Raw genomic sequence first — 12,608 nt, forward strand, 5'->3', positions numbered from 1 at the left:
TCTTTCTACTACGATGAGCTTGATTTACTATTATGCATATGTATGAGCTTGGACAATTAGACGTATGAACTGTTAGAAAACATACATGAATGAAAAGATATTAGGGAAGTATTAAAGGTGTTAAAACTTTGTTACATATGAGCCAATCGTTCGAAAGGATAGGAAAAGTATGGTAATATGTAACTAGGTTCTTAAAAGACAAACATTATGAAATGATAAGAGGAGTGGATTGTATGAGTACGAAAACAAATGTTGTTGAAGTATTAAACAAGCAGGTAGCAAACTGGAATGTGTTATATGTGAAACTACATAATTATCATTGGTATGTGACAGGACCACACTTCTTTACATTACATGAGAAATTTGAAGAGTTTTACAATGAAGCTGGAACGTATATTGATGAATTAGCAGAACGTATTTTAGCATTGGAAGGTAAGCCGTTAGCGACAATGAAAGAATATTTGGCAACATCTAGTGTGAATGAAGGGACAAGCAAGGAATCTGCAGAAGAAATGGTGCAAACATTAGTGAATGATTACTCTGCATTGATTCAAGAATTAAAAGAAGGCATGGAAGTTGCTGGTGAAGCGGGCGATGAAACATCAGCGGACATGTTGTTAGCAATTCATACAACATTAGAGCAACACGTATGGATGCTAAGTGCGTTCTTAAAATAAATATAAGAATATAAAGAAAAAAGTCATTGAAAAATTCTTTCAATGACTTTTTTGTGATTTTTCAGTTTTCTTTTATGCTATAATATAGTAAAAAGGAGGCGATGCGATGTTTCGCTTTTTCAAAACTGGAAAAGAAGAGCGTGAAATTACGAAAGATGAATTGGAACAAGCGATGGCCAAGTTTCTAGAAAAGAATGCTAATATCGTTTATACAGTATTAGTAAATGATGATTATACAGTGAATTATGATTTGTTAAAGCCGTATTTACCTGCATTTCCAACAAATATTTTTCTGATTACGAAGGAAACGCTTGAGGTATTTGAACATACAGAAGAAAATCTAAACCTAGTTAAAGAAATTGATATTGTACAAAAGGCAGTAGATCAATATGTAACAGAAAAAGAAATGTTTCCAATTGTAGAAGGTAGTGAAGATCGCCTCATATGCGGAATGAAACTAGGACCTTACTTAGATCGTATATTAAAAAGAGACTTATATATTTCAGAAAAACATTATTTAGTTTCAAGTAAACCAGATAGAAAAAAACAAAAGAGTGGGTAGATGTAGTGAAAACAACAATAAATATATTGTTGTCTTTTTTTTGGGGTTATTAAATTATTGATTTTTCAGTTTATTAAACTTTTTACTAAACTTATTGGATAAAGAGGAGTAACGATTAAGTATCACGCCAAGAATAGAGTATTGTTAGCATGAGTTTTATACAAAAATTACAGAATTGTATAAAGGTTTGAAAAATAAATATTATAAAAGGTTACGGGGGATGGGTGCATGAAAAATAGTATGACTTACATTCAATTATTAAATGAAACGTTACATTGCTATGCAAGTAAAGGAAGTTTGGAAGCGTATACTTATATAATGGAGCATGCTAAAGGTATAGTAGGGAATGAGGCTCAAATATATAATTTTAAATATGCATTAGCGAGTGCAGCAGGACTTGAAGAAGAAGCGTTGCATTTAATGAAGGAAGCTATTATGGAAAAGGGTTTTTGGTATGGATATGAGTATTTAATTTCTGACGACGATTTAAAATTATTACATAAATTTGAAGAGTTTCATAAAATGGTTCAATTATGTAAAGAAAGAGAAGAGTTAGCAAAGAAAACAGAACGAGCAGACGTGAAATATATAGAAGGCAAGAAAAAAGAAAAACTATTTATTGCAATGCACGGTGATCAAGAAAATATAGGAATAATAGAACCGTATTGGAAATCTGTTTTGTCACAAGATTATACGTTAGCTTTACCACAGTCTTCGCAAATTCAGTTTTCAGATGGGTTTGTTTGGGGTGATATACATAGAGGGAAGGAAGAATTAAAAGAGCATTACGTTAAGTTTATAGAAAATCATACAGTAGAAAGAGTAATAATTGGTGGTTTTTCTGCTGGTGCAGGAGTAGCTTTATACACGGTTTTACAAAAAGATATAGCTGTGGATGGTTTTATTTTTATGGCACCGTGGCTTCCAGAGATTGAAGAATGGAATGAGTTGTTGGAAGTGCTACAGAATCAAAATATAAAGGGATATGTAGTGTGCGGGGAGCAAGATGAAGATTGTTTCGAATGTACGCAGCAATTTGTACAATTATTAAGAGATAAGAATATAGAACATAAGTATAAAGTTGTGCCCAATTTAAACCATGATTATCCTGAAGATTTTGATGAACTATTAAAAGAAGCTATTGCATATATAGAAGACAAAAGTAATAAGTAGTAAGAAGGGAGACGCATCATAATGGATGTATCTCCCTTTTATCATTATAAATGAAAAGCATTTGCCAATAAGCGATAAGAATTTAATTTATCTTCAAATCGATGAGTAATTGTGACAATCATAAATTCTTCAGTATTGTACGCTTTGCTTAAGTTTATGATTTTTTCTTTTACAGAAGACGGGTCGCCTACTATCATACGTTGACGATTTTCTTTTATACGGAATAAATCATAGGTGCTATATGAATAATTTTGAGCAGTTTCGATAGAAGGAGTACCAGTTGTACGCTTTCCTTGTTCTAGTAATAAGATTGATAAATCTAAACTTGAAGCAATTTTTTCCGCCTCTTCATTTGTTTCTCCACAAATAACAAAAATAGCGACGATTGATTTTGGTTTATCTCCTAAATAGGAAGGTTGGAATTGTTTTTGATAGGCCTCCATTACCTCGGGTCCACCGTATCCGTTTATGAACTGTGCGAATGCAAAAGAAGCACCTTGTTGTGCAGCGATCTTTGCACTCTCTCCACTAGAGCCAAGCAACCACATGTCGGGAGATGTTGGAATTACAGGAGTAGCTTTTAAATTCGCATAATGATGGTTTTCTGGTACTTGATCATGTAAGTACATTGCAACATCTGCAATTTGTTCTGGATATTGATCAAGTGAGACCATTTTTCCTTCTTGAAGTGCGCGAGTTGCAATTGGCATACCGCCAGGTGCTCTGCCGACACCAAGGTCAATACGATTTGGATAAAGCGCTTCTAAAACACGAAAATTCTCAGCAACTTTATACGGGCTATAGTGAGGTAACATAACACCACCCGAACCAACTCTCATACGCTCCGTTTTTGCTGCAATATGAGAAATAAGTATTTCTGGACTTGAACCAGCAAGGCTTACAGAATTGTGATGCTCTGATACCCAAAAGCGTGTATATCCGAGTTTTTCAACTTCTTGCGCAAGCGTAACTGTATGTGAAAAAGCTTGGGTTGCTGTACTACCATCTGAAATAGGGGATTGGTCTAATACACTTAATTTGATCATAGAATATACCTCTCAATCTTAATGTACATCCTATTATATATTTACTTACGAAAAATGCGTAATGAAATGCTCAAAATAAAAAGTGGATAAATTATATATCCACTTTTAATGTGAAAATCCTCGTTCATAATGATTCATTTCGACTACATTTAAAATATATTCGTAGTTATCAATCTCAAGTTTTATTTGTTCACGCTCTTTTTTAGATAGATGCATATTACTAAGTTTGTTGCATAGCTGTTGTTTCTTTTCTTCTAAATACTTTTTTGTAGCATTGTAGTCGTAAGTTGGTTTCATTTTTAACCACTCCTTATTTGCTGTTGCTATATTATACGAAGCGTGAAGAGATGTGAGAGCGATTTCTTATGTATTTTTAGTGAATATTCAACTTGCTCTGTTGTTATGTTTATGGAAATTTATGAATAAAATGCACTAAACGACTAATGCCCATTTGATGAAGTAAGGGGTGGAATTGTGCAGAAAGATATAATGTATAACACTGAGATGGATGAAACGTTAAAAATTATAAATAAAGGATTAAAGAAGACGACGAGCCCGAAGCAAATTATTGTAGTAGGGGCTGGCATGGCTGGATTAGTTTCGGCATCTTTATTAAAAGCTGCGGGACATGAAGTGAAGGTTTTTGAGGCAAACAACCGGGTAGGTGGCCGCATAGAGACAGTTAGAATGGAAGATACCGGTTTATATTTGGATGTAGGGGCGATGAGAATTCCGTATTCGCATACATTAACGATGGCATATATAAGAAAATTTGGGCTACAGGTAAGCCCTTTTATTAATAGGAATGAGACTGATATTATTTACGTAAACGGCCGAAAAACGACATTAAAACAATATGAAAAAGAGCCAAGTATATTAAAGTATCCTGTGGAAATGAATGAAGTTGGGAAAACGTCTGAGGAGCTATTATTGTTAGCGGTACAGCCTATTATAAATTTTATTAAAAAGAACCCAGAGAAAAATTGGGATGTTGTAGTAAATGATTTTGGCAGATACTCTACAGGACAATTTTTAAAGTATCACCCTTATCAATATAATACTTACTTTTCACCAGTAACAATTGAGATGATTGGCGTTTTGTTGGATTTAGAAGGTTTTTTAGAAAGGTCATTCGTTGAGACATTACGTTTTTTATATATTATGCAAGAGGAGAGTGGATTTTGTGAAATAGTAGGCGGGAATGATAGATTACCAAAGTCCTTTTTACCACAATTAGAAGAAAATATTATATATAATCAAAAATTAATGAAGCTACATCAACGGGATAACGGTGTGACAGCTTTCTATCGAAACGAAGAAACGTTTGAATATAGTAGTATTACAGGGGACTTAGTTATTGTTACCATTCCGTTTTCGACAATGCGTTTTGTGGAAGTTGAGCCCTTTGATTCTATATCTCATGAAAAGTGGAAAGCAATTCGCGAATTGCATTATATGCCAGCAACAAAAATAGGAATTCAATTTAAAAGTCGATTTTGGGAAGAACAAGGACAATTAGGTGGCAGAATTATAACGGATTTGCCAATTCGTTACGCCTATTATCCAAGCTATGGACTTGGAGAGAAGGGACCAGCTATGATGCTAGGAAGCTATACGTGGTCTTATGATGCGTTGTTATGGGATGGATTATCAAAGGGTGACCGTATTTATTATACATTACAAAACTTAGCAACGATATTAGGTGGTCAAGTATATGATGAATTCTTGTCTGGTATATCAAAAAGTTGGACGTTGGATCCATATGCACTTGGAGGGTTTGCGCTATTTCAGGCAGGTCAAGAATCAGAGTTGCAACCAGCGATTGTCAAACCAGAGGGAAGAATATTCTTCGCTGGAGACCATACGACGTTATATCATGGATGGATTCAAGGGGCAATTGAATCTGGGGTTCGTGTAGCGGAAGAGGTGAATGAATAAAATGTGTAAATTTCAGAATTATCTTTACTGTATAGTTTGAGATGGATATTATTATATATAAAAGAATTATATGGAGGGTTGAAAGTGAATCCGTTATTATTCGATTTTCCTTCTGAATTTTATACTGAAAGGTTATTGATTCGAATGCCGAAACCAGGTGATGGTAAAGTTGTATACGATGCCATTCAAGCTTCTATGAAAGAATTAAAACCATGGATGGTTTTTGCGCAAAAAGAGCAAACAGAGGAAGAAGTAGAAGTGAGCATTAGAAAATCGCATATTCAATTTTTGCAGCGTGAGGATTTAAGGTTACTAGTTTTTTCGAAAGAAACAGGTGAGTTTATTGCATCAGCTGGATTGCATCGTATTAATTGGGATATACCTCAATTTGAAATCGGGTATTGGATTGATTCAAGATTTAGTGGACAGGGCTATATGGTAGAGGCTGCAAAGGGGATAACGGATTTCGCCTTTTCTGAACTAAAAGCAAACCGCATAGAAATTCGTTGTGATGCTTTAAATAAGAAGAGTAGAGCGATCCCTGAAAAATTGGGCTTCAAATTAGAAGGTACGTTAGAAAGTGCGAGTGTTGCAGTAGATGGAAATGGATTAAGAGATATGTGTGTCTTTGCTATGACGAGAAATACATATGAAAAAGAAGAGCTGTAAAGAAACGGCTCTTCTTTTTGTGTATTATGGTACAGGATGTCCGTTAGAGCTTTCGAAAATTGTAAACCATTGTTGACGGTCTAAGTTAACTTTTGTAGCAAGAGCGGCCGTTTTAACACGATCTAATTTACCAGAGCCAACGATCGGCATCATATTAGCTGGATGTGCAAGTAACCATGCATACATAACAGTATCGATGCTAATAACACCTAGTTCAGTAGCGACTTTTTGAACGGTTTTACGTACACGTACAGCGCGTTCTGATTGACCAGTAAAGATTTCTCCGCCAGCAAGAGGTGACCAAATCATTGGGTTGATTCGTTTCTCCTGACATAAATCAATTGTTCCTTTTTCAAAATGCTCAAGTTGCAGTGCAGATACTTCAATTTGGTTCGTAATAAGCGGGAAATCTAAGTATGAACTTAACATATTGAATTGGGAAGGTAAGAAGTTAGATACACCAAAATGACGAACTTTTCCTTCTTGCTTTAAGCGTGAGAACGCTTCTGCCACTTCATTTGGATCCATGAAAGGATCAGGACGATGGATAAGTAATACGTCAATATAATCTGTATGTAAATTTTTAAGTGATGCTTCTGCACTTTGAATAATATGTTTTGCACTAGTGTTGTAGTGAGCAACATATCGCTCTGGAAATTTCGGTGATGGGGGAGCGATTCCACATTTTGTGATGATTTGCATGTTTTCACGTAAAGAAGGCTTTAGTTGTAATGCCTCTCCGAACAGTCCTTCACACGTATAACCGCCATAAATATCAGCATGATCAAAAGTAGTAATTCCCATATCCATACAATCTTCAATGAAAGAAAGTAATTCTTGTTTCGTCATATTCCATTCTGCTAAACGCCAAAAACCTTGAATAATACGAGAAAATTCGAGTGTTTCGGCCATTTGAACTCGTTCCATTATAGTACCCCCTTGATGAATGATTATTTTTTTGAAAAGGCTTTCTTACTACATATTATTATATAGTTAGAGGGGCGTACAAACAATAAATATGTTTTGCTACAAAAACGATTATTTCTATATGATATAATGTAAAAACATATAGCTAGAAGGAGAGGTACAAAATGATTCCAGTAACAATATTAACTGGTTTTCTTGGTTCAGGGAAAACGACATTATTAAATCGTATTTTATCAGAGAATCACGGTCAGAAATTGGCGGTGATCGTAAATGAAATCGGGCAAATTGGTATTGATAATCAGTTGATTATGAATGTTGAAGAAGAAATTATGGAAATGACAAACGGCTGTTTATGCTGTACTGTACGTGAGGATTTACTCGTTGCGTTAAAACAATTACTGGACGTAAAAGCAGAAGGGAAAATGGACTTTGATGGATTAGTAATTGAAACGACGGGTCTTGCAAATCCAGGTCCTATTATTCAAACATTCTTTTTAGATCCTGTTATTCAATCTGCATACCAAATTAATGGTGTTGTAACAGTAGTAGATAGTTATCATATACATAAACATTTTGAAAAAGGGCTAGAAGCAAAAGAACAAATTGCATTTGCCGATGTTGTATTAGTGAATAAGTTAGATTTAATTGAAGAGAGTGAAAAAGAAAATCTCCTACATGAACTGCAAGGAATAAACCCGACTGCAAAGTTAATTCAGTCGACTAATTGTGATGTGGATATTCCATCGTTACTAAAAATTCAAACGTTTAAAACGAAAGATACGTTACAAATTTATCCTCATACAGAGCATAATCATTTAGAAGGTGTAAAATCGTTTGTACTACGCGAAGAGCGTCCGTTAGATTTACAAAAACTAAATGAGTGGATGTCAGCTGTCGTTCAAGAACTAGGAGAATACTTATATCGCTACAAAGGAATTTTATCGATTGATGGAGTGGATAAACGTATCGTTTTCCAAGGCGTACATACGCTATTTGCTGCTTCGTATGATAGAGAGTGGCAAGAGGGCGAAGATCGAGTAAGTGAAGTTGTTTTTATCGGAAAAGATATTAATAAAGAATGGTTCCAAGCACATTTCGAGGAGTGTGTGAAATAAGTCTGCGTTTATTGCAGGCTTATTTTTTTGGACTTAACTAAGTGTTTTGTAGAAAAATACTAGATTGCCAAAAACGAAGGACTAAAAAAACCTGTTTTCACAGGTTTGTATGTTCATCTAAAAGTAACTCCATTACAACACCTACAACAGGGCCTTCATCATCAATATCGCCATTTAAACGGAAGCCAAATGACTCATATAATCCCATTGCAAGTTTGTTGTCTGGGTGTAAACTTAAATAAATTGTTTTACATTCAAATTTATTTTGTAAGAATTGAATAAGCAAGCGAAGGAAACGTTTTGCGTATCCTTTTCCTTGATATTGTTGGTCAATCATAAAGCGGTCTAACCATACGCTTTTACGTTTTTCACAATACCATCCATACATTGCATATCCTACAAGTGTTTCTCCATCATATAAACCTACTGACGTTCCGTTTCCCTCATATAATGATTCTGCTAAAGAAAACGCATTGCTTTCAATAAATTGCTGCTGGTCTTTTGCGACGTTTAAAGCAGCTACCGAACGCCAATTTTTTTCTGTTACTTCACAAATGTGAAGAGTCATAATTCCAACTCACCTTCTAAATTAATATAGCTTAAAAGCTAATATGGATAATTTTACTTTTTATTTTGGTCAAGTCAAGCAGAAACACATAAAAAAAGAAGCTGAATGTCGTATTCAGCTTCTTATCAAAAGTTGGTTAGTTAGTAGCTTCTTTCAATGTGTTTACGTTTTCTTCCATTAAAGTGAAGTAATCTTTATTGCTCTTCGCATCATCTTCAGAAATAGTAGCAAGATGATTTAAGCGTAAAATTTTTGTGCCCGTTTCTTTTTGAATGACAGATGCTACTTTTGGAGTAGAGAATGTTTCAAATAAAATATATTTTAGATTATGTTCTTTTACTGTTTTTGTAATGTCAGCAAGTTGTTTTTGAGATGGTTCATCAGAAGCTGAAATACCGGCGATAGCAATTTGTTTCAGGCCATAGCGTTGTTCCCAGTATCCATAAGCTGCATGTGAAACTAAAATATCTTTCGTTTTTGCATTCGCAACAGCTGCTTTAAATTGATCATCTAAATCAGTAAATTTTGTTTGAAGTGCTGCGAAGTTTTTTTCGAACTCTTGTTTATGGTCAGGTTGTAATGCTACAAGTGCATTTTTAATTTTTTCTGCCTGTTTCATTGCTAGAGTAGGGTCTAACCAAATGTGTGGGTCTTTATCGTGATGATGTTCATCCTCTTTATGGCCGTCTCCGTGATCATGATGCTCTTCTTCAGTAGAAGTACGCAGTTCAATCCCTTTTGATGCATTTACAATTTTAACGTTTTCTTTTTGTAATGTTTTTTCCATTTTTTCAGCAAATGGTTCTAATTCAGCACCGTTATAAACGAATAAATCGGCTTTTGCAACTTGTACTGTTTGTTTCTGACTTGGCTCAAATGTATGAGAATCTGCACCAGGTGGGTAAATCGCTTCAACAGTTACATAGTCGCCACCAATTTTTTTTGCGAAATCTGCAAGAGGAAAAATAGTTGTATAAACAGTTAGCTTTCCGTCTTTCTTGGCATTACCTTCTTTTGTATTTGAGCAGCCAGTAAAAATTAAAGTGAAAATAAGTAAGAATGAAAATATAGTCAATCTTTTAGGCATGAAGTTCTCCTCTTTTCTTTTTTTACGGATATATTTTCCCCAATTATAGAAGAAAAATATCATTTTAATACAAAACGGAATAATTACGTTTTAGTTTGCGAACTTAGTATAATACATCTTTTATAAAGTTGCAATAAATAATAATCATTCCGATTTGATTTTGTTATAAAGTTGTCAAATATAGATGTGTTATTTTTGCGGATACATGCATATGTGACAACGCTGTGTTCATATATATGAAAGGAGGGTGTAGAGGGGGATGAGCGTTTGAATTACTTAATGGAAGCTATTTTATTGATATTAGCGGTAGTATTACCGTTAGCCGTAGTCTTAATTTTTTTAAGAAGATTAATAAGTAATTTAGGAGATGCATCAACCGTAACAAAATTACGAGAGAAAGATGAGAAAAAAGAGTGAGCAAAGCACTATGCGTACGCATAGTGCTTTACTTGTGGTAAAATGAGAGAAGGAAACTCCTAAAAGTTGTATGTTACTAAAGGAGAGAAAAGTAAAATAAGAGGTATATGCATATATGAATAAGCGAACAGCGTTAGTACTTGGTGCAAGTGGTTTAGTTGGGCAAGAGATAACGCGTCTATTACTTGAATCAGATTACTACGATTCGGTTACTATTTTTGTAAGAGAACCAATGCAATGGCAACATGAAAAGTTACAGCAAAAGCAAGTAGATTATTTGGCATTAGAGGAATATAAAGAGTTCTTTGCTGTAGATGACGTATTTAGTTGTCTAGGAACAACAATCAAAAAAGCAAAAACGAAAGCTAATTTCAAAAAGGTAGATTATGAATATACGTTACGAGCGGCTTGTTTAGCTGAAAAACAAGGGGTGCAAAATTTTCTTGTTGTGTCCTCAATGGGAGCGAATCCTAAATCGTTTTTCTTTTATTCACAAGTGAAAGGAAGAATGGAAGAGGAATTGCAAAAGTTAGTAATCGGTGGTATTCACATTTTTAGGCCATCTTTATTAGTAGGAAATCGACAAGAATTTCGCTTTGGTGAACGAATGGCGGAAAAATTATCTCGTATGATTCCTTTTATATTTAAAGGAGCCTTCAAAAAGTATAAACCGATTTCAGCTAAAGATGTTGCAAAAGGGATGTATATAACTGCATTGCGAGAAGAATCAGGTATCCACATTTACAATTCGAATGAAATTACAACGATAGAATAAATAAAACCGAGAAGAAAAGCTTCTCGGTTTTATTTATTTGTACTAATTTTCCCAGGCGCTCGCTCGTATTGATGCGGTTCTTCTAACTCAAAGCCAAGTTCATTGGCGGCTATTCTTGGGAAGTAAGGATTGCGAAGTAACTCACGTCCGATAAAAATTAAATCTGCTTCGTTATTGTTTAAAATTTGCTCTGCTTGTGCCCCGGTCGTAATCAATCCAACAGCACCAGTTGCAATGTTAGCATGTTCTTTAAAATGTTTAGCGTATTGTACTTGATATCCAGGATAAACATCGATGCGTGCAGGTACAACAGCCCCAGAACTACAATCGATTAAATCTACTCCTTGTTCTTTCATCCATTTTGTATACTGAACGTAATCTTGAACCGTTAACCCGTCAGGGTGATAATCATTTGCTGAAATACGAACAAATAACGGTCCGTTCCAAACTTCATTTATCGAGTCAATGATTTCGCGTAAGAAACGATAGCGGTTTTCAGGTGAACCGCCATATTCATCAGTCCGCTTATTGGAAAGCGGAGAAAGAAATTCATTAATGAGATAACCGTGGGCGCCATGTATTTCAATAACGTCAAATCCAGCTTGTTTTGATCGTATTGCAGCCTGCTGAAAAGCTAATACAGTATCTTTAATTTGGTGTTTACTCATTTCTACTGGTGTTTTCATAGTTTCATTAAACGGAATGGCGGATGGAGCGAGAGCATCCGTTTCTAATTCAGCTTTTCTTCCAGCATGAGCGAGTTGAATGGCAGCTTTTGCACCGTTATCATGTATAAAAGTTGTCGTTTTATGTAAGCCTTCAATTAGACTGTCATCCCAAATGCCTAAGTCTTTATTTGAAATTCGACCTTCAGGTAACACGGCTGTTGCTTCAATCATTACTAAACCAACTTGACCGGCAGCTCTTGTTCCATAATGAACGAGATGGAAATTCGTTACTTGGCCATCCTCGTTTTCTGATGAATACATGCACATAGGTGACATAACAATCCGGTTTTTTAGTGTAACGTCCTTAATTGTATAAGGTGAAAAAAGTTCGGAATTCATCCAATAGCCTCCTAGATTGAATTTTCTTACATTGTATCATTCTCTTTTTCGTTTCTCTAATAAAACGCTTATACGAAAAATTTTGTCTATTCGTGTTACAATAATGAATATGAAGTGAATTGGAGGATGACATATGTACCAGGCTTATTATGAAAGTGAATTAGGTTTGCTAGAAATTACAGCGAACGATAAAGGAATTACGTCTGTTATATTTGTTGATGAGAGACAAGAAGAACGTACAAATGAAATGATAGATCAATGTATAAATGAGCTAGATGAATATTTTAAGGGGAAGAGAAAAGAGTTCACAGTTCCGTTGTCTGCTGAGGGAACATCATTTCAAAAAAATGTATGGGATGCGCTCTATACGATTCCTTATGGCGTAAGTGCTTCATATTTAGATATTGCAGAGAAAGTCGGAAATACGAAAGCTGTACGAGCAATAGGAGGAGCAAATAGTCGCAATCCGATTTCAATAATCGTTCCGTGTCATCGTGTAATAGGAAAGAGCGGGAAACTTGTTGGGTATGCGGGCGGTTTATGGAGGAAAGAGTGGTTATTAAAACACGAAGGTATTTTGAAATGAC

15 protein-coding genes are annotated in these 12,608 nt (G+C 34.9%); 9 read left to right on the top strand and 6 right to left on the bottom strand.

Going from position 1 to position 12,608, the window contains the following annotated elements; translation table 11 throughout:
* Window positions 1–233 precede the first annotated feature (233 nt).
* The 3 genes from MR147_RS02410 to MR147_RS02420 all read left to right on the top strand — a co-directional run bounded on the left by MR147_RS02410 (window position 234) and on the right by MR147_RS02420 (window position 2,412).
* On the top strand, window positions 234–677 hold the full coding sequence (locus tag MR147_RS02410; RefSeq protein WP_000105198.1) for a Dps family protein: 444 nt from the start codon (window positions 234–236) through the stop codon (window positions 675–677).
* Between the two features lie 106 nt (window positions 678–783).
* A complete protein-coding gene (locus MR147_RS02415; protein ID WP_242303594.1) occupies window positions 784–1,239 on the top strand; it encodes a DUF3939 domain-containing protein in 456 nt (151 codons plus the stop codon).
* Window positions 1,240–1,467: 228 nt separating this feature from the next.
* Window positions 1,468–2,412 carry an alpha/beta hydrolase gene (locus MR147_RS02420; RefSeq protein WP_074607235.1) on the top strand — a complete coding sequence of 315 codons (945 nt, stop codon included), beginning with the start codon at window positions 1,468–1,470 and terminating at the stop codon, window positions 2,410–2,412.
* A gap of 44 nt (window positions 2,413–2,456) precedes the next feature.
* Here the strand turns inward: MR147_RS02420 and MR147_RS02425 are convergent, their stop codons facing one another.
* Entirely contained in the window at window positions 2,457–3,458 is a 1,002-nt protein-coding gene (locus MR147_RS02425; RefSeq protein ID WP_000594068.1) for an LLM class flavin-dependent oxidoreductase, read from the bottom strand.
* Window positions 3,459–3,563: 105 nt separating this feature from the next.
* The gene (locus MR147_RS02430; protein WP_000805515.1) at window positions 3,564–3,755 is read right to left on the bottom strand and encodes a DUF3896 domain-containing protein; all 192 of its coding nucleotides are present in this window, start codon (window positions 3,753–3,755) and stop codon (window positions 3,564–3,566) included.
* Window positions 3,756–3,932: 177 nt separating this feature from the next.
* Here MR147_RS02430 and MR147_RS02435 point away from each other — a divergent pair, with 177 nt between their 5' ends.
* Entirely contained in the window at window positions 3,933–5,396 is a 1,464-nt protein-coding gene (locus tag MR147_RS02435; protein ID WP_139302747.1) for a flavin monoamine oxidase family protein, read from the top strand.
* Between the two features lie 84 nt (window positions 5,397–5,480).
* Window positions 5,481–6,065 (top strand): GNAT family N-acetyltransferase, encoded by a 585-nt coding sequence (locus MR147_RS02440; RefSeq protein WP_074607237.1) that lies wholly within the window; start codon window positions 5,481–5,483, stop codon window positions 6,063–6,065.
* Window positions 6,066–6,089: 24 nt separating this feature from the next.
* Here the strand turns inward: MR147_RS02440 and MR147_RS02445 are convergent, their stop codons facing one another.
* Entirely contained in the window at window positions 6,090–6,992 is a 903-nt protein-coding gene (locus MR147_RS02445; protein WP_242303595.1) for an aldo/keto reductase, read from the bottom strand.
* Between the two features lie 164 nt (window positions 6,993–7,156).
* On the opposite strand from MR147_RS02445, the gene MR147_RS02450 reads away from it, so the two are divergent.
* A complete protein-coding gene (locus tag MR147_RS02450; protein WP_070172627.1) occupies window positions 7,157–8,107 on the top strand; it encodes a CobW family GTP-binding protein in 951 nt (316 codons plus the stop codon).
* Window positions 8,108–8,204: 97 nt separating this feature from the next.
* Here MR147_RS02450 and MR147_RS02455 read toward each other — a convergent pair whose 3' ends face one another.
* Both MR147_RS02455 and MR147_RS02460 read right to left on the bottom strand, forming a co-directional pair.
* Window positions 8,205–8,675, bottom strand: a complete 471-nt coding sequence (locus tag MR147_RS02455; protein WP_000172423.1) for a GNAT family N-acetyltransferase — start codon at window positions 8,673–8,675, stop codon at window positions 8,205–8,207.
* Between the two features lie 136 nt (window positions 8,676–8,811).
* Window positions 8,812–9,762, bottom strand: a complete 951-nt coding sequence (locus MR147_RS02460; protein WP_242303596.1) for a metal ABC transporter substrate-binding protein — start codon at window positions 9,760–9,762, stop codon at window positions 8,812–8,814.
* 267 nt (window positions 9,763–10,029) lie between these two features.
* Between MR147_RS02460 and MR147_RS02465 the strand changes: the two genes are divergently transcribed.
* Window positions 10,030–10,179 (top strand): hypothetical protein, encoded by a 150-nt coding sequence (locus tag MR147_RS02465; RefSeq protein WP_242303597.1) that lies wholly within the window; start codon window positions 10,030–10,032, stop codon window positions 10,177–10,179.
* A gap of 115 nt (window positions 10,180–10,294) precedes the next feature.
* Window positions 10,295–10,954 (top strand): oxidoreductase, encoded by a 660-nt coding sequence (locus MR147_RS02470; RefSeq protein WP_001042754.1) that lies wholly within the window; start codon window positions 10,295–10,297, stop codon window positions 10,952–10,954.
* 29 nt (window positions 10,955–10,983) lie between these two features.
* On the opposite strand, the gene namA is transcribed toward MR147_RS02470, so the two are convergent.
* Window positions 10,984–12,021, bottom strand: a complete 1,038-nt coding sequence (gene namA / locus MR147_RS02475; protein WP_242303598.1) for an NADPH dehydrogenase NamA — start codon at window positions 12,019–12,021, stop codon at window positions 10,984–10,986.
* Window positions 12,022–12,154: 133 nt separating this feature from the next.
* Here namA and MR147_RS02480 point away from each other — a divergent pair, with 133 nt between their 5' ends.
* Window positions 12,155–12,607: a methylated-DNA--[protein]-cysteine S-methyltransferase gene (locus MR147_RS02480; protein WP_000283897.1), complete on the top strand. Its 453-nt coding sequence runs from the start codon at window positions 12,155–12,157 to the stop codon at window positions 12,605–12,607.
* The last annotated feature ends 1 nt before the right edge of the window (window position 12,608 follow it).

The organism is Bacillus cereus group sp. BfR-BA-01350, assembly GCF_022663775.1.
In the GTDB taxonomy this organism is placed as follows: Bacteria; Bacillota; Bacilli; order Bacillales; family Bacillaceae_G; genus Bacillus_A; species Bacillus_A paranthracis.